The organism is Burkholderia sp. COPS, from assembly GCF_019425585.1.
GTDB classification, from domain to species: Bacteria; Pseudomonadota; Gammaproteobacteria; order Burkholderiales; family Burkholderiaceae; genus Burkholderia; species Burkholderia cepacia.
In genome coordinates this window covers 64,729-88,301 of sequence record NZ_WIXR01000008.1, presented here as the reverse complement: position 1 = coordinate 88,301, position 23,573 = coordinate 64,729, and the positions used below count along the sequence as shown (strand labels likewise).

Annotated in this window: 18 protein-coding genes; 15 read left to right on the top strand and 3 right to left on the bottom strand. The window is 67.7% G+C overall.

Translation table 11 applies throughout. From position 1 onward, the window contains the following. Positions 1–145 precede the first annotated feature (145 nt). The 12 genes from FOZ70_RS05570 (at position 146) to FOZ70_RS05515 (ending at position 13,510) form a co-directional block, all read left to right on the top strand. Positions 146–2,290, top strand: a complete 2,145-nt coding sequence (locus FOZ70_RS05570; RefSeq protein WP_219705150.1) for a FimV/HubP family polar landmark protein — start codon at positions 146–148, stop codon at positions 2,288–2,290. Beyond that, a complete protein-coding gene (gene truA, locus FOZ70_RS05565; protein WP_219705148.1) occupies positions 2,290–3,102 on the top strand; it encodes a tRNA pseudouridine(38-40) synthase TruA in 813 nt (270 codons plus the stop codon). The genes FOZ70_RS05570 and truA overlap by 1 nt, the downstream gene beginning before the upstream one ends. Further along, on the top strand, positions 3,099–3,800 hold the full coding sequence (locus FOZ70_RS05560) for a phosphoribosylanthranilate isomerase (RefSeq protein WP_042974244.1): 702 nt from the start codon (positions 3,099–3,101) through the stop codon (positions 3,798–3,800). The genes truA and FOZ70_RS05560 overlap by 4 nt, the downstream gene beginning before the upstream one ends. A gap of 55 nt (positions 3,801–3,855) precedes the next feature. After that, positions 3,856–5,049 (top strand): tryptophan synthase subunit beta, encoded by a 1,194-nt coding sequence (gene trpB, locus FOZ70_RS05555; RefSeq protein ID WP_027791145.1) that lies wholly within the window; start codon positions 3,856–3,858, stop codon positions 5,047–5,049. Positions 5,050–5,058: 9 nt separating this feature from the next. Next, on the top strand, positions 5,059–5,913 hold the full coding sequence (locus FOZ70_RS05550) for a site-specific DNA-methyltransferase (protein ID WP_021158728.1): 855 nt from the start codon (positions 5,059–5,061) through the stop codon (positions 5,911–5,913). A gap of 41 nt (positions 5,914–5,954) precedes the next feature. Continuing rightward, on the top strand, positions 5,955–6,770 hold the full coding sequence (gene trpA / locus FOZ70_RS05545) for a tryptophan synthase subunit alpha (protein ID WP_042974247.1): 816 nt from the start codon (positions 5,955–5,957) through the stop codon (positions 6,768–6,770). A gap of 64 nt (positions 6,771–6,834) precedes the next feature. After that, complete coding sequence (gene accD / locus FOZ70_RS05540) at positions 6,835–7,707, top strand: acetyl-CoA carboxylase, carboxyltransferase subunit beta (protein ID WP_021158729.1); 873 nt, start codon at positions 6,835–6,837, stop codon at positions 7,705–7,707. Between the two features lie 100 nt (positions 7,708–7,807). Next, positions 7,808–9,118 (top strand): bifunctional tetrahydrofolate synthase/dihydrofolate synthase, encoded by a 1,311-nt coding sequence (gene folC / locus FOZ70_RS05535; protein ID WP_219705146.1) that lies wholly within the window; start codon positions 7,808–7,810, stop codon positions 9,116–9,118. Positions 9,119–9,147: 29 nt separating this feature from the next. Then, on the top strand, positions 9,148–9,987 hold the full coding sequence (locus FOZ70_RS05530) for an SPOR domain-containing protein (RefSeq protein WP_059554687.1): 840 nt from the start codon (positions 9,148–9,150) through the stop codon (positions 9,985–9,987). A 6-nt stretch (positions 9,988–9,993) separates the two neighbouring features. Beyond that, positions 9,994–10,488 carry a CvpA family protein gene (locus tag FOZ70_RS05525; protein ID WP_006491262.1) on the top strand — a complete coding sequence of 165 codons (495 nt, stop codon included), beginning with the start codon at positions 9,994–9,996 and terminating at the stop codon, positions 10,486–10,488. 51 nt (positions 10,489–10,539) lie between these two features. Further along, the gene (gene purF, locus FOZ70_RS05520; RefSeq protein WP_021158732.1) at positions 10,540–12,072 is read left to right on the top strand and encodes an amidophosphoribosyltransferase; all 1,533 of its coding nucleotides are present in this window, start codon (positions 10,540–10,542) and stop codon (positions 12,070–12,072) included. A gap of 247 nt (positions 12,073–12,319) precedes the next feature. Further along, positions 12,320–13,510: an O-succinylhomoserine sulfhydrylase gene (locus FOZ70_RS05515; protein ID WP_048022068.1), complete on the top strand. Its 1,191-nt coding sequence runs from the start codon at positions 12,320–12,322 to the stop codon at positions 13,508–13,510. Between the two features lie 108 nt (positions 13,511–13,618). Here FOZ70_RS05515 and FOZ70_RS05510 read toward each other — a convergent pair whose 3' ends face one another. The 3 genes from FOZ70_RS05510 to FOZ70_RS05500 are packed head-to-tail and all read right to left on the bottom strand — an operon-like array spanning position 13,619 to position 16,723. Further along, the gene (locus tag FOZ70_RS05510; RefSeq protein ID WP_048022066.1) at positions 13,619–14,590 is read right to left on the bottom strand and encodes an NAD-dependent epimerase/dehydratase family protein; all 972 of its coding nucleotides are present in this window, start codon (positions 14,588–14,590) and stop codon (positions 13,619–13,621) included. Then, positions 14,577–15,623 carry a GDP-mannose 4,6-dehydratase gene (gene gmd, locus FOZ70_RS05505; RefSeq protein WP_021158735.1) on the bottom strand — a complete coding sequence of 349 codons (1,047 nt, stop codon included), beginning with the start codon at positions 15,621–15,623 and terminating at the stop codon, positions 14,577–14,579. The genes FOZ70_RS05510 and gmd overlap by 14 nt, the downstream gene beginning before the upstream one ends. Positions 15,624–15,658: 35 nt before the next feature. Then, positions 15,659–16,723, bottom strand: coding sequence for an acyltransferase (locus FOZ70_RS05500; RefSeq protein WP_219705144.1), 1,065 nt, complete (start codon positions 16,721–16,723; stop codon positions 15,659–15,661). A gap of 463 nt (positions 16,724–17,186) precedes the next feature. On the opposite strand from FOZ70_RS05500, the gene FOZ70_RS05495 reads away from it, so the two are divergent. Genes FOZ70_RS05495 through FOZ70_RS05485 form a run of 3 tightly spaced genes read left to right on the top strand, consistent with a single transcriptional unit; the run spans position 17,187 to position 23,358 of the window. Continuing rightward, on the top strand, positions 17,187–19,403 hold the full coding sequence (locus FOZ70_RS05495) for a hypothetical protein (protein ID WP_219705142.1): 2,217 nt from the start codon (positions 17,187–17,189) through the stop codon (positions 19,401–19,403). 26 nt (positions 19,404–19,429) lie between these two features. Beyond that, entirely contained in the window at positions 19,430–20,896 is a 1,467-nt protein-coding gene (locus FOZ70_RS05490; RefSeq protein ID WP_219705141.1) for a flippase, read from the top strand. Next, positions 20,893–23,358: a glycosyltransferase family 4 protein gene (locus FOZ70_RS05485; RefSeq protein ID WP_219705139.1), complete on the top strand. Its 2,466-nt coding sequence runs from the start codon at positions 20,893–20,895 to the stop codon at positions 23,356–23,358. The genes FOZ70_RS05490 and FOZ70_RS05485 overlap by 4 nt, the downstream gene beginning before the upstream one ends. Positions 23,359–23,573 lie beyond the last annotated feature (215 nt).

Sequence of the window (23,573 nt, the reverse complement as noted above, 5' to 3'; positions counted from 1 at the left end):
ACGTGAAGTAAACTACGCGGTTACGACGCACAGACCCGCCGAAAGCGTCGCGTTCAACGCGACGCTTTTGCATTTCTGCGGCAACTTTATTGACGCTTTCAACCGCGAATCCGAGCCGCGCCCGCGCGCGGCGATAGAGCCAACGATGTCCCGAATTTCCTTGTTTCCGCGTCAGTCCCGTCTGTCGCGCGCCATGCGTGGCGCGCTGGCGATCCTGGCGCTCGGCGCAACCGCATCGGCCTGGGCGGCCGGCACCGGCGAACTGCCGGCGTCCGCTGCCGGCGGTGCAGTGCCGCTTACCGTGACGGTCCAGCCCGGCCAGTCGCTGAACGACATTGCGAAAGCGGCCACGCAGTCGCGCGATCCCGGTGTGCTCGCGCGCGCCGGCCGCGCGCTGTTCGACGCCAATCCGCAGGCGTTCATGAAGCACGACGCGAGCCGCCTGAAAGTCGGCGCGACGCTGACCGTGCCGGCGCTCGATGCGACAGGCGCGGCACTCGTGCCGGCCGGTGCATCTGCTGCATCCGGTGCATCGGGTACGACGGCAGCGTCCGCGCCCGCGGCGGCATCCGGCGGCACGGCGGTCGCGCAGCATGGTGCGTCGGCGCCGCATCCGGGGTCGACCCCGGCGGCGACCGTGCCATCCGCGCCGGTGGCGCCGGCCGTGCATGCGGCTCCGGTGAGCGGTGCGAGCGTCGCGACGGCCGCCGGTGCGGCGGCATCGCTCGGCGCTTCGACGGCACACGGCGCATCGGCCGTCGAAAGCACGCAGCCGGCGGCGCCCGTTGCCGGTGCAAGCGGTCCGCATGTGTGGAGCGGCGCGATCCAGTCGGTGCCGTCGTCCGCGAGCGGTGTCGCGCTTCCGCCTGTTGCGGGCAGCCAGGTTTCGGGCATGAACGAACCGGCCGGTGCGGCGCCCGCCACGGGCGCGTCGCAGCCGCGGCCGTCGAGCCTGCAGCAACTGCTGGCGTTGAAGAACCGCGTGCTGATGGAGCTGCAGAAGCACGGCATCGGCAAGCCGGCCACGACGAACGAGGTCACGCCGGCGCCCGTGCCGGCACCTGTTGCGCCGCGTCCGGCCGCGAACGATACGGGCGCGTCCGCTGCCGCGCCGACGGCAGGTGAAGCCGCGTCCGGCGTTGCTGCCAGCGCAGTCCAGACGGCATCGGTATCGGCGCCCGCGCAACCGGCCGCGCCGGTGGCGGCACCTGCGCGCAGTACCGGGCAGATGGACTGGCGTCCGGCCGCGGTGGCCGGTGCGGTCGTGATCGTCCTCGCCGCGGGTTTTGCGTGGCGCAAGCGCCGGAAGGGCCGGCGCGCGGAAGAAACGGGTGATGCGGGTACGAGCGCGACGGCTGCTGCGGTCGTCGCGGGCGGGGCCGCGGCTGCTGCGGCAGAAACCGACGCCGCGCCGTCCTTCGAGCCGGAACTGCCGATCCGGCCCGAGATGCCGGTCGCACGCGACGCGGCTTCCGACTTGAGCCTTGCCGCGGCCACTGCCGCAGCGGCGGAGACGGTCGAGACGCCTGATACGGATGTGCCGCCGGCGCCGGAAGTGGTGCCGCCGCATGACGAGCAGCCCGAATTACCGGCCGGGCACACCGTAGTGCCGACCGCGAGCGAGGCGGCTCCGGCTCCGCACGATGCCGAGCCGGTAGAGAAGATCGCTGCCGAAAAGCCCGCGGAACAGCCTGCCGAGACGCCGATCGCACCCGCGGCCACCGAAACGCAGCACGCGGCGCTGATGCAGAACGCGATCAGCGCGCTCAACAGCCTCGACATGCCGCTGCCGCCGCGCACGCAGGACGAGCCGTCGCTGGCGGCGGACGAGTCTGCCGCGCAGGCAACGCAGTCCGACATCGATCAAGTTGCAACTAACGGTCAAGCCAGCCAGCGCCTCCCGATTGGCGCGATCGATCCGGCCCCCGAACATCCGGCCGACCAGGACGACGAGTTCGATTGGGATCCGGACGCGGCGACGCCTGCCGGCCAGGCGGGCAGCCCGTTCGCGACGTCGTCGCTGCCGCCGCTCGGCGGCGCGCAGTTCGGCGCGCTGAAGCTCGACTTCGATCTGGACCTGCCGTCCACGCCGGGCGCCGCGTTGCCGGCGCTGACGCCGGACGAACTTGCCCGCATCGCGCGCAACAAGCTCGACCTCGCGACCGAATACGTCGAGCTGGGCGACCTGTCCGGCGCACGGACGCTGCTGCAGGAAGTGGTCGACGCAAACGACACCGCGACGCGCGACGATGCGCGTGCGCTGCTCGCGAAACTGGCGGACGAGGCGTGATGCGGATCGCGCTCGGCATTCAGTACGACGGCGCGGCGTTCTGCGGCTGGCAGGCGCAGCCGCACGGCAAGACGGTGCAGGACCGGCTCGAGCACGCGCTGGCCGAGTTCGCGCGCGTGCCGCTGCATACGACGGTGGCCGGGCGGACCGACACGGGCGTGCACGGGCTCGGGCAGGTCGTGCATTTCGATACCGACCTGGATCGCGAGGTGTTCTCGTGGGTGCGCGGGACCAACGCGTTCCTGCCGCCGACCGTGGCGGTGCAATGGGCGAAGCCGATGCCGGAGACGTTCCACGCGCGTTTCTCGGCGTTCGAGCGCACCTATTACTACGCGCTGTACGTGCATCCCGTGCGCTCGCCGATGCTGGCGGGGCGCGCGGGCTGGATTCACACGCCGCTCGACGACGACGCGATGCGCGCCGCCGCCGCGCACCTGATCGGCGAGCACGACTTCTCGTCGTTCCGGTCGTCGGAATGCCAGTCGAAGACGCCGGTCAAACACCTGTACCAGATCGACGTGCGGCGCGTGGGCCAATTCATTCATTTCCGGTTCCGCGCCAACGCGTTCCTGCACCACATGGTGCGCAACCTGATGGGCTGCCTCGTCGCGGTCGGCCGCGGCCGTTATCCGGCCGGCTGGCTTGCCGACGTGCTGGCCGGGCGCGATCGCACTCTCGCGGCGCCCACGTTCATGGCCGACGGGCTGTACCTCGCCCACGTCGGCTACCCGGCGGAATTCGCCGTCCCGCCCGCGCAGCTCGGCAGCGTGCCGTGGAGCAGCGTCTGGGCCGATCTGGACCCTCAACCATGACGGATCACGCCGTGTCTCCTTCGACTCCCGCAGCGGCCGGCCTGCCGCCGCGCACGCGCATCAAGCTGTGCGGGCTGTCGCGTCCCGAGGACGTGCTGCACGCGGCGGCGCTCGGCGCCGACGCGATCGGTCTCGTGTTCTACCCGAAGAGCCCGCGCGCGGTGACGATCGCGCAGGCGGCCGAGCTGGCGCGCCTCGCGCCGCCGTTCGTGTCGGTGGTCGGGCTGTTCGTGAACGCGACCGAAGCCGAGATCGAAGCCGTCGTGCGCGACGTGCCGCTCACGCTGCTGCAGTTCCACGGCGACGAGACGCCGGAACAGTGCGATGCGCTCGGCCGCGCGGCCCGCCTGCCGTGGTTGCGCGCGGTGCGCGTCGGCCCCTCGACGCAGCGTGCCGATTTGGTAGAATCGGCACTTCATTATTCGAAAGCGCGCGGCCTCCTGTTCGACACCCTGGTGCCGGATTACGGCGGTAGCGGCAAGGTCTTCGATTGGTCTCTTATTCCCGCAGAGCTCGCGCATCGGGCCGTTTTGAGTGGTGGCTTGAGCGCGCAAAACGTCGGTGATGCGATTCGCCAGTTGCGCCCGTTTGCTGTCGATGTCTCGAGTGGCATCGAAGTGGAGGGCGCGAAGGGCGTGAAGGATCACGCCCGGATGGCGGCGTTCGTACGCGCGGTGCGCGAAGCGGACGCCGGGTGATGCAAGCCGGCGCGGCCCCAAAAGCGGGGCGCCCCGACCGATCGAGAGAGACACCATGTACAACCTTCCTGATGACCGCGGCCACTTCGGCCCGTATGGCGGCGTGTTCGTCGCCGAGACGCTGATTCACGCGCTGGACGAACTGCGCGCGGCGTATGAAAAATTCCAGAACGATCCCGATTTCGTCGCCGAATTCGAGCGTGAGCTGAAGCATTTCGTCGGCCGCCCGTCGCCGATCTATCACGCGCAGCGCTGGAGCGAGACGCTCGGCGGCGCGCAGATCTACCTGAAGCGTGAAGACCTGAACCACACGGGCGCGCACAAGATCAACAACGTGATCGGCCAGGCGCTGCTCGCGAAGCGCATGGGCAAGAAGCGCGTGATCGCCGAGACGGGCGCCGGCCAGCACGGCGTTGCGACCGCGACGATCTGCGCCCGCTTCGGGATGGAGTGCGTCGTCTACATGGGCTCGGAAGACGTGCGCCGCCAGGCCGCGAACGTCTACCGGATGAAGCTGCTCGGCGCTACGGTCGTGCCGGTCGAATCGGGTTCGCGCACGCTGAAGGACGCGCTGAACGAAGCGATGCGCGACTGGGTCACGAACATCGAAAGCACGTTCTACATCATCGGCACGGTCGCGGGCCCGCACCCGTACCCGATGATGGTGCGCGACTTCCAGCGCGTGATCGGCGACGAGTGCAAGGTGCAGATGCCCGAGCTCGCGGGCCGGCAGCCGGACGCGGTGATCGCCTGCGTCGGCGGCGGCTCGAACGCGATGGGCATCTTCTATCCGTACATCGACGACACGTCGGTGCAGCTGATCGGCGTCGAAGCGGCCGGCGACGGCCTCGACACGGGCCATCACGCGGCGTCGCTGATCGCCGGCAGCCCGGGCGTGCTGCACGGCAACCGTACCTACCTGCTGCAGGACGACAACGGCCAGATCATCGAGACGCATTCGGTGTCGGCGGGCCTCGACTATCCGGGCGTCGGCCCCGAGCACGCATGGCTGAAAGACAGCGGCCGCGCACAGTACGTCGGCATTACCGACGAGGAAGCGCTGAAGGCGTTCCACGACTGCTGCCGGATCGAGGGGATCATTCCCGCGCTCGAGTCGAGCCACGCGATCGCGTACGGCGTGAAGCTCGCGCCGACGTTGCCGAAGGACAAGATCCTGCTCGTCAACCTGTCGGGCCGCGGCGACAAGGACATGCACACGGTCGCCGAGCGATCGGGCATCGAGCTCTGACCCCGACCGATGCGTGACCTGATCGAAGAACCGGGCGGCGGTGCCGCGAGCGAGGCGGGGGCGGCGGTTCAACCCGCCGCCGCCGTGCCGCGCGCGCTGCCGTCCGGGATCGAACTGCACAACCGCGATTTCCTGACCGATGCCGCGCACCTGCCGGACGCGTCGATCGACCTGATCGTCGCCGATCCGCCGTACGGGCTCGGCAAGGACTACGGCAACGACTCGGACAAGCGCTCGGGCGACGACTTTCTCGCGTGGACGCGCGAGTGGCTCGAGCTCGCGATTCCGAAGCTGAAGCCGAGCGGGTCGATGTACATCTTCTGCACGTGGCAGTACGCGCCGGAAATCTTCAGTTTCCTGAAGACGCAGCTCACGATGGTCAACGAGATCATCTGGGACCGGCGCGTGCCGAGCATGGGCGGCACGACGCGCCGTTTCACGTCGGTGCACGACAACATCGGCTTTTTCGCGGTTTCCAGGGCGTATTACTTCGATCTCGATCCGGTCCGCATCCCGTACGACGCCGACACGAAGAAGGCACGCTCGCGCAAGCTGTTCGAAGGCAGCAAGTGGCTGGAGATGGGCTACAACCCGAAGGACGTCTGGTCGGTTTCGCGCCTGCACCGGCAGCACGCGGAGCGCGTCGATCATCCGACCCAGAAGCCGCTGGAAATCATCGAGCGGATGGTGCTCGCAAGCTGCCCGCCGGGCGGCCGCGTGCTCGATCCGTTCATGGGCAGCGGCACGACCGCGGTGGCCTGCGCACGGCAGGGGCGCGACTTCGTCGGCTACGAGATCAACGAAAGCTATTGTGCGATCGCGCACGAGCGTGTGAACGCGCTCGCTGCGCCGGCGTGCGCGTGAATCGCGCCGCCGCGTCGCCGAAGCATTGAGGAAAAATTGCCATGTCCCGTATTCAGCAAACCTTCGCCGCGCTCGCCGAACAAGGCCGTAAGGGCCTGATCCCGTTCATCACGGCCGGCGATCCCGATCCCGCGAAAACCGTCGAATTCATGCACGCGCTCGCCGCAGGCGGCGCGGACGTGATCGAACTCGGCGTGCCGTTCTCGGACCCGATGGCCGACGGCCCGGTGATCCAGCGCTCGTCGGAGCGCGCGCTCGCGCGCGGCGTCACGCTGAAGAGCGTGCTCGCCGACGTGAAGCGCTTTCGCGAAACCGACCCCAAAACGCCCGTCGTGCTGATGGGTTATGCGAACCCGATCGAGCGGATGGGCGTCGACGCGTTCGCGGCCGAAGCGCAGGCGGCCGGTGTCGACGGCGTGCTTGTGGTCGACTATCCGCCGGAAGAGGCGGGCGTGTTCGCCGAGAAAATGCGCGCCGCGCAGATCGATCCGATCTTCCTGCTCGCGCCCACGTCGACCGACGAACGTATCGCCGACGTCGGCAAGATCGCGAGCGGCTACGTGTATTACGTGTCGCTCAAGGGCGTGACCGGCGCAGGAAATCTGGATGTTTCGAGCATTGCGGGTAAAATCCCGGCCATCAAGTCGCGCGTGCCGGTTCCGGTCGGCGTCGGCTTCGGTATCCGCGACGCCGAAACGGCGCGCGCGGTGGCCGAGGTGTCGGACGCGGTCGTGATCGGCAGCCGCCTCGTGCAGCTGCTCGAAAGCGCTGCGCCGGAGGGTGCCGCCGCCGCGCTGAAGACTTTCATTGCCGAGCTGCGCGCCGCCCTGGACGGCGCGGGCAAGACGGCGCGATAAACACAACACAGGAAGCGGGAACGGGCCGGTCGGCCCGGCCCGCCACGGAACAGGAAACCATACGATGAGCTGGCTCGACAAACTGTTGCCGCCGAAGATCAAGCAGACCGACCCGAAAAGCCGCAAGGGCATTCCGGAAGGCCTGTGGGTCAAGTGCCCGTCCTGCGAGGCCGTGCTGTACCGCAACGACGTGGACGCGAACCTGCACGTGTGCCCGAAGTGCGATCACCACATGCGCATCGGCGCGCGTGAGCGCCTCGACGGGCTGCTCGATCCGGAAGGCCGTTATGAAATCGGTCAGGAAGTCGTGCCGGTCGACACGCTCAAGTTCAAGGACAGCCGCAAGTACCCCGATCGTCTGAAGGAAGCGATGGACGACACGGGCGAGACCGACGCGATGGTCGTGATGGGCGGTGCGATCCACACGCTGCCGGTGGTCGCGGCCTGCTTCGAGTTCTCGTTCATGGGCGGCTCGATGGGCTCGGTGGTCGGCGAGCGCTTCGCACGCGGCGCGCAGAACGCGCTCGAACAGCAGGTGCCGTTCATCTGCTTCACCGCGTCGGGCGGTGCACGGATGCAGGAAAGCCTGCTGTCGCTGATGCAGATGGCGAAAACCACCGCGATGCTGACCAAGCTGGCCGAAGCGAAGCTGCCGTTCATTTCGGTGCTGACCGACCCGACGATGGGCGGCGTGTCGGCGAGCTTTGCATTCCTCGGCGACGTCGTGATCGCCGAACCGAAGGCGCTGATCGGCTTCGCCGGCCCGCGCGTGATCGAGCAGACGGTCCGCGAGAAGCTGCCGGAAGGCTTCCAGCGCGCCGAATTCCTGATCAAGACGGGCGCGATCGACATGATCGTCGACCGTCGCAAGATGCGCGACGAGATCGCGCAACTGCTCGCGCTGCTGCAGCGACAGCCGGCCGACGCGCTGGCTTGACCGGCGCAAGGTTGTGAACTCTGCGCGTCGCCTGGCTTCCGCGTCAGGCGACGCGCTTCGTTTTTTGGCGTAGTGGCGGTACCGATCCAGATTTGAACCGATGAGCACTTTTCCCACTCTCGACGCGTGGCTTTCGCATCTCGAACGCGCGCACCCGGTCGGCATCGACATGGGCCTGACCCGCATCGGGCAGGTCAAGGCGGCGCTGCAGCTCGAATTCGCGTGCCCCGTCATTACCGTCGGCGGCACGAACGGCAAGGGCTCGACCTGCGCGTTCCTCGAGACGATCCTCGTGCGCGCAGGCTACAAGGTCGGCTGCCACACGTCGCCGCACCTGCTCGAATTCAACGAGCGCGCGCGCGTGAACGGGCAGAACGTCACCGATGACGAACTGCTGCCGCACTTCGAGGCCGTCGAAGCCGCGCGCACGTCGTTGCCCGCGCCCGTGTCGCTCACGTACTTCGAATTCACGACGCTCGCGATCCTGCACCTGTTCGCGTCGCGCGGGCTGGACGCGGTGATCCTCGAAGTCGGCCTCGGCGGCCGGCTCGACGCGGTCAACATCATCGATACCGATTGCGCGATCGTCACGAGCATCGACATCGACCACACCGAATACCTCGGCGACACGCGCGAGAAGATCGCGTTCGAGAAGGCCGGGATCTTCCGTGCCGGCAAGCCGGCGATCTGCGGCGATCCGGCCGCGCCGCAAACGCTGATCGACCACGCGGAAGCGATCGGCGCCGACCTGTGGCTCGTCGGCCGCGATTTCCGCTACGAGGCGCAGGCAGGCGCGGAGCGCCAGCAGTGGAGCTACCTCGGCCGCGAGAAGCGCTATCCGGCGCTGGCGTATCCGGCGCTGCGCGGCGCGAATCAGCTGATCAATGCATCGGCCGCGCTTGCCGCGCTCGAGGCGCTGCGCCCGGTGCTGCCGGTGTCGGCGCAGGACATCCGGCTCGGCCTCGCGAACGTCGAGCTGCCGGGGCGCTTCCAGGTGCTGCCCGGCAAGCCGGCGATCGTGCTCGACGTCGCGCACAACCCGCATGCATCGGCCGTGCTCGAGCAGAACCTCGGCAACATGGGTTTCTTCCCGTACACGTACGCGGTGTTCGGCGCGATGCACGACAAGGACATCGACGGCGTGCTGCAGCACCTGAAGGGCGAGATCGACCACTGGTGCGTGACCGACCTGCCGCTGCCGCGTGCGGCCACCGCCGAGCAGCTCGAAGCCGCGCTGCGCAAGGCCGGCGTCGAGGAGGGGCCCGATTCGAGCGTCACGCGTTACGCGTCGCCCGCCGAAGCGTTTCGCGATGCACTAAAAAGAGCATCCGAGAATGATAGAATCGTGGTTTTCGGCAGTTTCCATACGGTTGCCGGCGTGCTGGCCTACCGTAAATCGCAGCAACACTGACTGACGGGCAGTTTCGGACTCAGCCATTCATGGGAATTTTCTCGTTCGGCAAGAAAGACGACGACGCGCCCCCGCGGCGCGGCGGTCGCACCGGGACCTCCCGGAACGTGCGCACGGAGCGCACCACTGAACGCGTCGAGCGCCGCTCGCGCCGCACCGAACGTCCGGAATCGGACGCGCTGCTCCTCGATCCGACCCTTCCAGAAAAGCAACGCGCACGCCGTCGCCTCGTCGGCGCGATCGCGCTCGTCGTCGCCGCGGTGATCGTGCTGCCGATGGTGCTCGATTCGCACCCGAAGCCGGTCACCGACGACATCGCGATCGACATCCCGAACCGGCCCGCGCACCAGGCGGTCGCGCCGCGCGACGACGATGTGTCCGACGTGCAGGCCGGCGTCGCGCATGACGAACCGCCGGCATCCGACACGGCCGTTGCGGCCGCACCGGCGCCCGCGCCGAAGGATGCCGCCAAGCCGGCCGCGAAACCCGATGCCACGACCACGGCGAGCGTGACGCCGCCGAAGCCTGCGCCGAAACCGGCTGCGCCCGCGGCGAAGCCGGCTGCGCCGAAGCCCGCACCCGCGGCCGTCGCGAATGCCGACGCCGCGAGCCCTGACACCGGCGACGCGTCGTCGCCGTCGTCGCCGGCCGGTGCGCGCTTCGCGGTGCAGCTCGGGTCGTTCAAGGACGACGCGACGGCCCGTTCGTGGGCCACCAAGTTGAAATCGGCGGGCGTGCCCGCATATGTCGAGCATCGCAAGCAGTCGGATGGCAGCACGGCTACACTGTTGCGTGCAGGCCCGTTCGCGGATCGCGCGGCGGCTTCCGCCGCGATCGCGAAGGTGCGCGAAGCCGGTCTGACGCAGTAACGCACGATGCTGACGGCTTTCGACTACGCTGTATTGGCGGTGATCGTGTTGTCGGCGCTGCGCGGTGCGTGGCGCGGCTTCGTGTCCGAGATTTTCGGGCTGATCGGCTGGATCGCGGCGATCGTGATCGCGGGCCGCTACGTCGGATTGGTCGTACCGTATATACCGGCGAACTGGCCGGGCGGTGCGCTGACGCAGTGGGTGATCGCCTTCGCGTTGGTCGTGATCGGCGTGGTGCTGGTCGCCGGCGTCGCGAACGCGCTGCTGTCGCGGATCGCGCAGGCCAGTGGCCTGGGCGGCGTCGACCGCTCGCTGGGCATGATGTTCGGGCTCGTCCGCGGCTGCGTGCTGGTGGTGCTGCTGGTCGCGGCGGCCGGGTTGACCGAACTGCCCAAACAGGATTTCTGGCGCAATGCGCTATTGCGTCCTTTCGCCGAACAGGGCGTGCACGAGCTGAAGCAGCTCCTGCCCGACGGCATGGCCCAGTACGTACGCGTGTGACGACGCGGCTGGGCAGGACGGAACCGATTTTGTCATTCTGAAGGACATGCCATGTGCGGCATCGTAGGCGTTATCTCCCAATCCCCGGTCAACCAGCTGATCTATGACAGCCTGCTGCTGCTGCAGCATCGCGGTCAGGACGCGGCGGGCATCGCGACGGCGGACGGCAGCAATTTCCACATGTACAAGGCGAACGGCATGGTGCGCGACGTGTTCCGCACGCGCAACATGCGCAGCCTGCCCGGCACCTACGGCATCGGCCAGGTGCGCTACCCGACGGCCGGCTCGGCGTCGAGCGAAGCCGAGGCGCAGCCGTTCTACGTGAACGCGCCGTTCGGGATCATCCTCGCGCACAACGGCAACCTGACGAACTGGCAGCAACTGAAGGACGAGATGTTCCGGATCGACCGCCGGCACATCAACACCAATTCCGACAGCGAAGTGCTGCTCAACGTGTTCGCGCACGAGCTGCAACTGTCGACCACGGGCCTCGAGCTCGATCCGGCTTCGGTGTTCAAGGCCGTCTCGGGCGTGCATCGCCGCCTGCAGGGTTCGTATGCGATCGTGTCGCTGATCGCCGGCTACGGCCTGCTCGCGTTCCGCGACCCGTTCGGCATCCGCCCGCTCTGCATCGGCAAGCTCGAGACCGAGCACGGCACCGAATGGATGGTCGCGTCGGAGTCGGTCGCGGTCGAAGGCATCGGTTTCGAATTCGTGCGCGACCTGGAGCCGGGCGAAGCGATCTTCATCGACAAGGCCGGCAACTTCCACAGCCAGCAGTGCGCGGAGAACCCGACGCTGAACCCGTGCATGTTCGAATACGTGTACCTCGCGCGTCCGGATTCGTGCCTCGACGGCGTGCCGGTCTACAACGTGCGCCTGCGCATGGGCGACTATCTCGCCGAGAAGATCAAGCGCGAACTGCCGAACGTGCCGATCGACGTCGTGATGCCGATTCCCGATTCGTCGCGCCCGGCCGCGATGCAGGTCGCCGCGAAGCTCGGCGTCGAGTACCGCGAAGGCTTCTTCAAGAACCGCTACGTCGGCCGCACCTTCATCATGCCGGGGCAGGCCGTGCGCAAGAAGTCGGTGCGCCAGAAGCTCAATGCGATGAGCATCGAGTTCAAGGACAAGAACGTGCTGATCGTCGACGATTCGATCGTGCGCGGCACGACCTCGCACGAGATCGTGCAGATGGCGCGCGACGCGGGCGCGAAGTCGGTGATCTTCGCGTCGGCCGCGCCGCCCGTGAAGTTCCCGAACGTGTACGGCATCGACATGCCGACGCGCGGCGAGCTCGTCGCACACGGCCGCACCGACGAAGACGTCGCGAAGATCATCGGCGCCGACCACCTGATCTACCAGGACGTCGACGACCTGCGCCGCGCGGTGCGCGACATCAACCCGAAGCTCGAGCGCTTCGAGGCGTCGTGCTTCGACGGCAACTACATCACCGGCGACGTGACGCCCGAGTATCTCGATGCGATCGAGCGCGCGCGCCTCACGCCGGCGTCGCAGGCCGATCGCGATACGGCCGGCGACACCGAACGTTCGCAGATGAACCTGCAGCTGTCGGTCGAGTGACACCGGCGCACGCTTTGATCGAGGCGTGATAGGATGTGGCCTTGCGTCGATTTGATATCAGCTTGCGGACGCGGGGCGACTTCCCAAAACAGCTAAAGCGAAGGCCGGTGGCAACCGGCCCGAGTCGATCGCTGTCGTACCGCACCGAAGCCCGCTGATGCCGACGCATAGCGGGCTTTTTGTTTTTGGGCCTGGTTTTGATCTGGCCTGCGCGACGCGCGTGGCCATCGGATACGGAAAACGGAACATGGACGACTCCCTCAACTTCGACACGCTTGCCGTGCGCGCGGGCACGCTGCGCAGCGACTTCAACGAGCACTCGGAAGCGCTGTTCCTCACGTCGAGCTTCTGCTTCCAGAGCGCGGCCGACGCGGCCGAGCGCTTCGCGAATTCGGAAGACTACTTCACCTATTCGCGCTTCACGAACCCGACCGTCACGATGTTCCAGGATCGTCTCGCGGCGCTCGAAGGCGGCGAGGCGTGCATTGCGACGGCATCCGGGATGGCCGCGATCATGTCGGTCGTGATGGCCGCGCTGCAGGCCGGCGACCACCTCGTCAGCTCGCGCAGCCTGTTCGGCTCGACGCTCGGGATGTTCTCGCAGATCTTCAACAAGTTCGGGATCACGACGACCTTCGTCGACCCGACCGACCTGAACGCGTGGAAGGAAGCCGTGCGTCCGGAAACGAAGATGTTCTTCCTCGAGACGCCGTCGAACCCGCTGACCGAACTCGCCGACATCGAGGCGATCGGCAAGATCGCGAAGGCATCGAACGCGCTGTTCGTCGTCGACAACTGTTTCTGCAGCCCGGTGCTGCAGCAGCCGCTGAAGCTCGGCGCGGATGTCGTGATGCACTCGGCGACGAAATTCCTCGACGGCCAGGGCCGCGTGCTCGGCGGCGCGCTGGTCGGCTCGAAGGAATTCATCATGGGCAAGGTGTTCCCGTTCGTGCGCAGCGCGGGCCCGACGCTGTCGGCGTTCAACGCGTGGGTGCTGCTGAAGGGGATGGAGACGCTGTCGCTGCGCGTCGAGAAGCAATCGGCGAACGCGCTGGAGATCGCGCGCTGGCTCGATTCGCATCCGGCGGTCGCGCGCGTGTTTCATCCGGGCCTCGAATCGCACCCGCAGCACGAGCTCGCGAAGCGTCAGCAGAAGGCGGGCGGGGCGATCCTGTCGTTCGAGCTGAAGGGCGACACCCCCGAACAGCAGCGCGCGAATGCCTGGCGCGTGATCGACAACACGAAGCTGATCTCGATCACCGGCAACCTCGGCGACACGCGTACGACCATTACGCATCCGGCGACCACCACGCATGGCCGCATCACGCCGGAGGCGCGCGCGGCAGCGGGGATCAGCGAAGGGCTGATCCGCCTGTCGGTGGGCCTGGAGGATGCGGGCGACCTGCGCAAAGATCTCGCGCGCGGGCTGGAAGGCTGAGCGCGGCACGTCACGCATGCCGTGACGTGATCTGACGTGACGATGGACGAAGGGCCGTTCGCGCAAGCGAGCGGCCCTTCGTTTTGTGTGCCGATGAAATCGCGCGGCTTACCCGGTGCGATCGTCGCTGGCGTGCGTGTCGTTGCGCATCGCCTCCACCATCCACCGCAGCGTGTCGTCGAGCGGCGTGACGGGCAGCTCGCCCACCGCGCGCCGCAGCTTGTCGCGCGACCCGGACAGGCTCTTCACCTCGTTGTGCCGCACGAAACGCGGATCGATCGTCACGTCGATCACGTACCCGGCGATACGCGACAGCATCGCCAGCACTTCCTTCAGCGAATACGCGCGCTCGGAGCACACGTTGAACGTCTCGCCGGCCGGCGCGGCTTCGACCAGCTTCAGATACGCGGCCGTCACGTCGCGCACGTCGGAGAAATCGCGGCTCACGTCGAGGTTGCCGAGCGAGATCCGCGGGGCGTTGCGCGCGTAGTGCGCGACGAGCTTCGGCAGCAGGTACGCATCGCTCTGGCCGACACCCGTGTAGTTGAACGGCCGCGCGATCACGATCGGCAGACGGTCGGCCCACAGTTTCGCCGCGTATTCCATCGCGAGCTTGCTGACCGCATAGTCGTTCGCCGGGGCGGGGGCGACGGTTTCGTCGAGCACGCCGGCCGTCGAATTGCCGTAGATGTTCGCGCTGCTGGCGAGCAGCACGGCCGACGGGCGGCGGTCGAGGCCCGCAAGCGCGGCCAGCAGGTTGCGGGTGCCGACGATGTTGACCGCGTAGGTTTCCGACGGCTCGTCCTGCGCGACATGCGCGCGCGCGGCGAGATGCACGACCGCATCGGGCCGGGCGTCGGCGGCCGCCGCGCGCAGCGCCTGCGCGTCGAGCAGGTCGACGGGCAGCAGCGTGCAGTGCGCGAAGGCCGGATCGTCGGGGCGCGCCGCGCCGGGCGCGACCGTGCCCCAGACCTCATAGCCGGCCGCCTGCAGGCGCTCGGCCATGTAGCGGCCCGTGAAGCCCGTCAGGCCGGTGACGAATGCACGGCGCGACGGGCGTCCGGCTTCAGAACGTGTCATGGTGTTGATTCCGCGTCAAATCGGCTTCGACCATCATCTGGCAAAGTTGTTCGAGCGTCGTCTTCGGTTCCCAGCCGAGTTTGGACCTGGCCTTGTCGGCGCAGCCGATCAGCAGGTCGACCTCGGCAGGGCGATAGAACTTCGGGTTCACTTCCACGAGCACGTTGCCGTTCGACGCGTCGAGGCCGCGTTCCTGTTCGCCCTTGCCGGTCCATTCGATCTGGTAGCCGGCCGCCGCGAACGCCATCCGCACGAAATCGCGCACGGTCTCGGTGCGGTTGGTCGCGAGCACGTAGGTGTCGGGTTCGTCGGCCTGCAGCATGCGCCACATGCCTTCGACATATTCAAGTGCAAAACCCCAGTCGCGCTTCGCGTCGAGGTTGCCGAGCTCGAGGCGGGTCGCCTTGCCGAGCTTGATCTTCGCGATGGTGTCGGTGATCTTGCGCGTGACGAACTCGCGGCCGCGCAGCGGCGATTCGTGGTTGAACAGGATGCCGCTGCTGCCGAACAGGCCATACGATTCGCGGTAGTTCACCGTCATCCAGTGCGCGTACAGCTTCGCGACACCGTACGGGCTGCGCGGATAGAACGAGGTCGCTTCCGTCTGCGGAATCGACTGTACCTTGCCGAACATCTCCGACGTCGACGCCTGGTAGAAGCGCGTCTTCGGGCTCACGACGCGAATCGCCTCGAGCAGGTTCAACGGACCCAGGCCGGTCACTTCGGCGGTCGTCGCCGGCTGGTCGAACGACACGCCGACGAAGCTTTGCGCGGCGAGGTTGTACAGCTCGTCGGGCTGCGTGCGTTCGAGCAGGCGCAGGCTCGAGCCGGCGTCGGTCAGGTCGTGTTCGACGAGCGTGAGGTTCGGGTGCGCGTCGACGCCGAGCTCGGCGATGCGCCAGAAATTCACCGAGCTGGTGCGGCGGTAGGTGCCCGTGACCTCGTAGCCCTTGTCGAGCAGCAGCTTGGTCAGGTAGGCGCCGTCTTGCCCCGAGATCCCGGTAATGATGGCCTTCTTGCGAGTTTGGCTCATGACGTTGTCCTGGTAGAAACGATGGAGGGTGAAAGTCAGGCGGTCGTGCCGGCGGCGGCCGGCAGCGCACGGCGTGCGGGGCCGCGCGTCAGGCGCCGTTCGAAGCCGTACCAGCTCAGGGTCGCGTACGCGAGCGTGATCGCGAGCGCCAGCGCGGCCGTGACGAAGCGGTTCAGGTGCAGCGGCCACAGCGCGTACAGCACGCTGAGGTGGATCAGGTACACGGTGTAGCTGACAGTGCCCACGTAGACGAGCAGCGGGTTCGTCAGCACGCGCTGCACGAGGCCGCGTCCGCGCAGCGCGATCACGACGATCGACGTGCACAGCAGCAGCGAGATGCTGTAGAGCGCGGCGTTCGACAGCGGCGTGTTCGCGGCGCGGAAACGCGGGAACGACAGGTGCAGCCAGCCGAGGATCGCGAGCGACACGAGCGTGCCGACGATCGCGAGCGGATAGAACGGTTCCAGCGCGCGCCGGTCGCGGCGCAGCACGATCGCGAGCAGCGCACCGGCGGCGAGCAGGTCCATCCGGAACGGCGTCAGGTAGTAGATCGGCCAGAACGAGTCGAACCACGGCGTCGCGATCGCGCGCAGCACGGGGGCCGCGACGATCAGCGCAGCAGCGACCCACAGCAGCGCGCGCTCCGAGCACCACAGCACGACGAACGGCCAGAAGATGTAGAACTGCTCCTCGACCGCGAGCGACCACAGCACGTTCAGGCTGTCGTGGCCGATGCTGCCGAGCGACAGCCCGATGTTGGTCGAGAAGAACGCGAACCACGGCCAGTGCGGCAGCCAGCCCGCACCGAACAGGATCGTCGACACCACCAGCAGCAACACGTACGGCGGCAGGATGCGGCGCACGCGGCGTGCGTAGAAGTGGCTGAAGTACGACTGCCCGCGCGCCTTGCGATCGAGCAGGATGCCGGTGATCAGCAGGCCGCTCAGCACGAAGAACAGGTCGACGCCCATCCATAGCGGCGCCTTCAGCGCGTGCTGCAGGAACACGGCGCCCACCGCGATCGCGCGCAGCCCGTCGAGCTGCACGATGCGGCCGTGTTGCGGCGGCGTGGGGGCCGCGGGTCGCGAGAGGCCCGTCATCGCGCCGCTCCTTCGCGACGCGCGGCCTGAGCCGGGGCGAGTCGCACATCCGATGCGTAAACGTGAACGTAATGCATGCCATTAAATGAAATATCGAATCGAAATCGATTCTAGGGAAAAGAAATCGGCAAAAAAACGTGCGTCATTTATCCGACGACAAACATTCAAATGCCGGTTAATTCGGTAGAGGGATGAATGGTCGCCGCCCGGGAGGCCCGCCAGGCGGTCAAAAGCGGCACTTTCTACAGACTGGAAAGCGAAAGGCGGTCGTAATTGCCGTTTTCGGGTGTCTTTGCGCGTCTGTTCCGGTTCGATATTTCAGGCGGAAACATCCCCAAATATTTCCAAATTTCTTGTGATTATTTTTGCTTGTAACCTGCATCGCGACGTTTGAAACCCATTTAGCGACAGGGTGCGCCGGCAGCGGTGCCGGTCGCTGTTGCATCAAGTCTGGAGAAGCGCATTGCGACGTCTGATTCTGGTAGGCATGACGGTATGCGCGACGCTGCTGACGAGCGCCGTACCGGCCGAAACGGTGTTGCCCGCGACGACGTCGTGGATCGGCAATACGTTCGGCTATGGCGACGGCAGCTGGACGCAGATCGACATCCGCGCGATCGCGGTGACGCCTGAAGGCAAGGTGTATACGAATGCGCCGTGGGACGAGAGCGGCGCCGAAGCGAGCGTCTACCAGGACGGGAAGATGCTCGGCTTCGCCGGCGGCACGCACGGCTGGGGCAACCTCGGCGGCAGCGCGATCGCCGTGAACAGCAAATATGCGTACGTCGCGATCGGTGTCGGCAACGAGCGCGGCCACCTGCAGTCGCCCGGCATCTGGCCGGACAAGGGCAAGCAGTGGTTCGGCATCTCGCGCCGCACGATCGGCGACATGAAGCAGCCGGCGCCGTTCCGCGCGGCGCCGCAGGTGGCCCCGGGCGGGCGTGCCGATGCCGGCCGCGCGCGGATGGCCGCGAGCTTCATGGTGATGAACGAGGTGGCGGCGCCCGCGCGCTCGGAGGTGGGCGAGGTAAAGGCTGAAGTGGGCGGCCTCGCGGCCGACGACAAGACGCTGTTCGCGACCAATCCGACGCGCGACGCGGTGGACGTGTACGACGCGGAGACGATGCAGCAGAAGGGCACGTGGAGCGCGCACGAGCCGGGCCGCATCGCGCTCGCGGGCGACGGCACGTTGTGGCTGCTCACGGACACGATCAAGGGGCCCGCGCACCTCGTGCACGTGCGCGCCGACGGCCGCAAGCTCGACGACGCCCCCGCGCTGCCGGAAGGCACCGACGCGGTGGACGTGGCAGTCGACGCGAAAGGGCGCGTGCTCGTCGCGGACAACGGGCCGCGCCAGCAGATCCTGATCTTCTCGAAAGGCGGCAAGGGTTATGCGCAGTCGGGCACGCTCGGCGAGCGCGGCGGCATCTTCGCGGGCCCGGTGCCGGGCCGGCCCGGGCCGCAGCGTTTCAACGGGCTGACGGGCGTCGGTGTCGACCGGGCGGGCAACATCTACGTGTCGATGAACGGCATCGGGCCGCGTCACGACACGATCGGCGCGGGGCTCGGCGCCGTGCTCGAAAGCTACACGCCGGACGGCAAGCTGCGCTGGCAGGTGCAGGGGCTGCTGTTCGTCGACGGCGCATGGCTCGACCCGGCGCGGCCGAACAGCGTGTACACGGGCAACAAGCGCTTCGAGCTCGACCTGTCGAAGCCGCCGGGCCAGGACTGGAAATACGTCGGCTTCCTGTCGAACCGCTTCAAGTATCCGGACGACCCCGTGTTCCATACGGACCAGTGGCCCGGCATGCCGATCGCGCGGCGCCTCGACGGCCGCACGTTCCTGTACCTGACGGACATGTACGCCGATCACCTGAAGATCTACCGCTTCGACGCGAAGCGCGACGGCGAAGTCGCGATTCCGTCCGGTCTGATCGCAGGCCGCGCGCGGCCGGTCGACAACGTGCCGAACAAGCCGCCGGGCGGCGACTGGCTGTGGCGCGACGCGAACGGCAACGGCCGGCTCGATGGCGACGAGTTCGAGATCAATACCACCGGCAAGGCGAAGGCGGGCGGCTGGGGCTGGTGGGTCGACACGAAGGGCGACATCTGGCGCACGAGCGACGTGCGCGGCATCCACCGCTTCCAGTACGGCGGCGTCGACAAGGCCGGCAACCCGATCTACTCGTATGACAAGGTCACGACCTATCCGATGCCGCAGCCGTTCACGCAGCTGCGCCGCTCGATCTACGACGCGCAGACGGACACGCTGTACGTGACCGGTTACACGGCCGACGCGCCGCCGCAGCCGGGCATCAACAAGGAAGTGGGCCGTGTGCTGGTCCGCTTCGACAAGTGGTCGACGGGCTCGCCGGTCGTGCGCTACCAGGTCGCGCTGCCGTGGCAGCTCGACGCGAAGCCGATCTTCGACCTGATCGGGATCACGGCCGAGGGCCGCTACCTGTTCGGGGTGGAGCCGGTCGGCAAGATCCACGTATACGACAAGGAAACCGGCAAGGAAGTGGGCGTGATGAGCCCGGGCGCCGAGGTCGGCAAGGCATCCGGCTGGGTCGACGTGCCGTTCGGCATCAGCGCGTTCCGGCGCGAGAACGGCGAGTACCTCGTGTTCGTCGAGGAAGACGCGCGCGGCAAGGTGCTGATGTATCGCTGGAAACCGTGACGGACGACGTCACACAAGGCAGAAGCATGGACAAAGGCATACTCAAGAACGTTTCGATCAACTTCATCGGGCTGATCCTGCCGACCTTCGTGTCGCTGGTGACGGTGCCCGCGTATATCCACGCGCTCGGCGTCGAACGTTATGGCGTCGTCAGCCTCGTGTGGACGCTGATCGGCTATTTCGGGATCCTCGATCTCGGGATGAGCATGGCCGCGCAGAACCACATCTCGAAGGCGCTCGCGAGCGGCAACGACGACGAAAGCGCGCGCGTGTTCTGGAGCGCGTTCTGGCTGAACCTCGGCACCGGCATCGTGGGCGGGCTGCTGATCTATTTCGGCGCGTTCATCTACACCGCTTACTTCACGAAGGTGTCGGCGGCGATGCAGCACGAGGTGTATCTCGCGCTGCCGTGGCTCGCGCTCGCGATTCCGCTGGCGAACGTGTCGTGGGTGTTCGCCGGCGCGATCAACGGTGCCGAACGCTTCGGCGTGTTCAACACGAACCAGACGATCGGCACGTTCCTGTTCCAGCTGCTGCCGCTCGGCGCCGCATGGTGGATCGCGCCGAACCTGCAGACGGTGCTCGCCGCGGCGGTCGTCGCGCGCCTGATCGCGGCGGTGATGCTCGGCCACGCCAGCATCAAGGTGCTCGGGATCCGGCGCATCGATCCGCCGCAATGGGGCACCGCGAAAGGGCTGTTCAATTTCGGCGGCTGGATGCTGATCGCGAGCACGACGAGCATGATCGCCGACACGCTCGACCGCGTGATGCTCGGCGCCGGCATGGGCGCGAAGTTCGTCACTTACTACACGGTGCCGCAGAACCTCGTCATGCGCCTGAACATGCTGCCGAACGCGCTCGTGCGCACGCTGTTCCCGCGCCTGTCGGCCGTCGGCCGCGACCATGCGGACACGCTCGCGCGCCAGTCGCTCGAATTCCTGAACGGGGTGTTCACGCCGGTCGGCATCGTCGCGATCTTCGCGCTCGCGCCGTTCCTCACGCTGTGGGTCGGCGCGGATCTCGCCGCGCATTCGGCGCCGGTCGGCCGCGTGCTGGTGATCAGCGTGTGGCTCGTCGGCCAGGCGAGCGTCACGCGCATCCTGATCCAGTCGCAGGTCAATCCGTCCCGCGCGGCCTTGGCCGGGCTCGTCCAGATGCCGTTCTTCGTCGGCGGCCTGTGGTTCGGTATCCATCACTTCGGGCTGATCGGCGCGGCGGTGGTCGTCGCGGCGCGCGCGTTCGTCGACTACGGCGTGCTGCTGTACCTGTCGGCGATCCGGATGCGCGCGATCGTGCTCGACATGCTCGCGCATCTCGCGTTCCTGCTGGCGAGCCTGTTTCTGGCGCAGGCATGGCCGGGGCTCGTCGAGTCGATCGGCATGTGCGCGGTCGTGCTGCTGCTGAACGTCGCGTGGTCGCTCACGATGACGCCGGGGCTGCGTGCGCTCGTGCGCGACCTGTTTGTCCGTCTCAATGCGAGGAGAACAGTATGAATCGCGATCTGGCGGAACACGCCTTGTTGAATCTCGCCACGGCCGATGCCGCCGCGGCCGAAGCCGGCGATGTCGCCGCACTGCGCCGGCCCGTGCCGGCCGAGCGCGCCAGCGCGCGGCAACCGTCGCGCGCGCTGCGCGTGGCGATCGTCCACGACTGGCTCGTGACCTACGCGGGCGCCGAGCGCGTGCTCGAACAGATCGTCGCGTGTTTTCCCGACGCCGACCTGTTCAGCCTCGTCGACTTCCTCGACGACCGCGCGTTCGTGCGCGGCAAGCCGGTGACGACGTCGTTCATCCAGAAGCTGCCGTTCGCGCGCACCAAGTACCGCAGCTACCTGCCGCTGATGCCGCTCGCGATCGAGCAGCTCGACGTGTCGGAGTACGACCTGGTGATATCGAGCAGCCACGCGGTCGCGAAGGGCGTGCTGACGGGGCCGGACCAGATGCACATCAGCTACGTGCATTCGCCGATCCGCTATGCGTGGGACCTGCAGCACCAGTACCTGGAACAGTCGAACCTCACGCGCGGGCCGAAATCGCTGCTCGCGCGGATGATCCTGCACTACATCCGCAACTGGGATACGCGCACCGCGAACGCGGTGGACGGTTTCGTCGCGAACTCCGCGTTCATCGCGCGGCGCATCAGGAAGGTCTACCACCGCGACGCGGCGGTGATCTTCCCGCCGGTCGACGTCGACGCGTTTTCGCTGAACGCGGAGAAGGACGATTTCTACCTGACCGCGTCGCGGATGGTGCCTTACAAGAAGATCGACCTGATCGTCGAGGCGTTCTCGAAGACGCCCGAGCGCAAGCTCGTCGTGATCGGCGACGGCCCCGAGATGCAGAAGATCCGCGCGAAAGCCGGCCCGAACGTCGAGATCATGGGTTACCAGCCGTTCGCGGTACTGCACGACCGGATGCGGCGCGCGAAGGCGTTCGTGTTCGCGGCCGAGGAGGATTTCGGGATCTCGGTCGTCGAGGCGCAGGCGTGCGGCACGCCCGTGATCGCCTACGGCAAGGGCGGCGCGCTCGAAACCGTGCTCGACCCGCAATCGAACCGGAATCCGACCGGGCTCTTCTTCGACGAACAGACGCCGCACGCGATCGTCGCGGCCGTCGACGATTTCGAGCGCGCGCCGCAGCGCTTCACGCCGGACGCATGCCGCGCGAACGCGGAGCGGTTTTCCGCCGATACGTTCCGGCGGCGCTTTCTCGACTACGTGGAAGCCGCGCTGCCCGGCTCGACCGCGCAGCGCGGTACGGCCGTCGCGCCGCTGCCGGCCGCGCGCGGCCCGGCGACGCTCGTGCTCGACCAGAGCGGCGTGCTTGGCGGCGCCGAGCTGTCGCTGCTCGAGATCATGAAGCACATGCGCGCGAACGCCGACGTGCTGCTGTTCGACGACGGCCCGTTCCGTGCGGCGCTCGACGAGATCGGCGCGCGCGTCGACGTGGTCGACCAGGGGGCGCTCGCGGGCGTGCGCAAGCAGGGCGGCGTGTCGGTCGGCGCGGTGAAGCAGCTCGTGCGGCTTGTGCGCGATGTGGCGCGGCGGGCACGCCGAGCCGAGGTGATCTACGCGAACACGCAGCGCGCGATGGTGGTCGCCGCGCTGGCCGGGCGGCTCGCGCGCAAGCCGGTGGTGTGGCATCTGCGCGACATCGTGAGCACCGACCATTTCGGCAGCAAGCAGTTGCTGGCGATCAAGTACTGCGCGCGGCTCGGCGTCACGCGCGTGATCGCGAACTCCGACGCGTCCGCGCAGGCGTTCCGCGCGCTGACGGGCTTCACGCCGCAGCACGTCGACGTCGTGTTCAACGGCATTTCGGCCGAGCCGTTCGATGCGCTGGAAGGCGTCAGCCAGGCCGCACTGCGCGCGCGGCTGGGGTTGCCCGAGCACGCATGGCTCGTCGGTTCGTTCAGCCGCCTCGCGCACTGGAAGGGGCAGCACGTGCTGCTGGAGGCCGCCGCGCGGCATCCCGACATGCACGTGGTGCTGGTTGGCGCGCCGCTGTTCGGCGAGGACGAATACGCGGCGCAGCTGCACGAATTCGTCGCCCGGCACGGGATGGACGAGCGCGTGCATTTCCTCGGGTTCCAGCGCGACGTGGCCGCGTGCATGACGGCGGTCGACGTCGTCGCGCATACGTCCATCACGCCGGAGCCGTTCGGGCGCGTGATCGTCGAGGGGATGCTCGCGCGCCGGCCGGTTGTCGCGGCCCGCGCGGGTGGCGTCGTCGAGATCATCGAGGACGGCGACAATGGGCTGCTCTGCACGCCGGGCGATGCGGCCGCGCTGGCCGGGGCGCTGGATGCGCTGAAGCGCGACGGTGCGCTGCGCGAGCGGCTCGTTGCGAGCGGGCGTGCGACGGCGGTGCGCCGGTTCGGCACCGAAACCTACGTGGAGCGGGTCGAGAAGATTCTCGCGGATACGGCGAAGGCCGCGAAGGCGAAAAAGCAGTAGCCGGCGCGAGCCGCCCCTGGGAACGAGCCCTCATGCGGCAATACGTTGCGTGGGGGCTTTGCTTTTCAGCGCGGGGGGCTGGTCGGGCGAGTGGCGGGCAGGTCGTTGCGTCGTGTGGCGGGCGCGTGTTTGCACGATCGCCGTTGGGGAGCGGCGGGCGATGCGAGAGGGCGGCGCGAGAGGGAGACGCGAGAAGGCAACGCGAGTAGGCAACG

What these genes read in the sequence shown, in the direction of transcription:
- FOZ70_RS05570 (WP_219705150.1), top strand. Translation starts at nt 146, where the DNA reads ATGTCCCGAATTTCCTTGTTTCCGCGTCAGTCCCGTCTGTCGCGCGCC.
- truA (WP_219705148.1), top strand. Translation starts at nt 2,290, where the DNA reads ATGCGGATCGCGCTCGGCATTCAGTACGACGGCGCGGCGTTCTGCGGC.
- FOZ70_RS05560 (WP_042974244.1), top strand. Translation starts at nt 3,099, where the DNA reads ATGACGGATCACGCCGTGTCTCCTTCGACTCCCGCAGCGGCCGGCCTG.
- trpB (WP_027791145.1), top strand. Translation starts at nt 3,856, where the DNA reads ATGTACAACCTTCCTGATGACCGCGGCCACTTCGGCCCGTATGGCGGC.
- FOZ70_RS05550 (WP_021158728.1), top strand. Translation starts at nt 5,059, where the DNA reads ATGCGTGACCTGATCGAAGAACCGGGCGGCGGTGCCGCGAGCGAGGCG.
- trpA (WP_042974247.1), top strand. Translation starts at nt 5,955, where the DNA reads ATGTCCCGTATTCAGCAAACCTTCGCCGCGCTCGCCGAACAAGGCCGT.
- accD (WP_021158729.1), top strand. Translation starts at nt 6,835, where the DNA reads ATGAGCTGGCTCGACAAACTGTTGCCGCCGAAGATCAAGCAGACCGAC.
- folC (WP_219705146.1), top strand. Translation starts at nt 7,808, where the DNA reads ATGAGCACTTTTCCCACTCTCGACGCGTGGCTTTCGCATCTCGAACGC.
- FOZ70_RS05530 (WP_059554687.1), top strand. Translation starts at nt 9,148, where the DNA reads ATGGGAATTTTCTCGTTCGGCAAGAAAGACGACGACGCGCCCCCGCGG.
- FOZ70_RS05525 (WP_006491262.1), top strand. Translation starts at nt 9,994, where the DNA reads ATGCTGACGGCTTTCGACTACGCTGTATTGGCGGTGATCGTGTTGTCG.
- purF (WP_021158732.1), top strand. Translation starts at nt 10,540, where the DNA reads ATGTGCGGCATCGTAGGCGTTATCTCCCAATCCCCGGTCAACCAGCTG.
- FOZ70_RS05515 (WP_048022068.1), top strand. Translation starts at nt 12,320, where the DNA reads ATGGACGACTCCCTCAACTTCGACACGCTTGCCGTGCGCGCGGGCACG.
- FOZ70_RS05510 (WP_048022066.1), bottom strand. Translation starts at nt 14,590, where the DNA reads ATGACACGTTCTGAAGCCGGACGCCCGTCGCGCCGTGCATTCGTCACC.
- gmd (WP_021158735.1), bottom strand. Translation starts at nt 15,623, where the DNA reads ATGAGCCAAACTCGCAAGAAGGCCATCATTACCGGGATCTCGGGGCAA.
- FOZ70_RS05500 (WP_219705144.1), bottom strand. Translation starts at nt 16,723, where the DNA reads ATGACGGGCCTCTCGCGACCCGCGGCCCCCACGCCGCCGCAACACGGC.
- FOZ70_RS05490 (WP_219705141.1), top strand. Translation starts at nt 19,430, where the DNA reads ATGGACAAAGGCATACTCAAGAACGTTTCGATCAACTTCATCGGGCTG.
- FOZ70_RS05485 (WP_219705139.1), top strand. Translation starts at nt 20,893, where the DNA reads ATGAATCGCGATCTGGCGGAACACGCCTTGTTGAATCTCGCCACGGCC.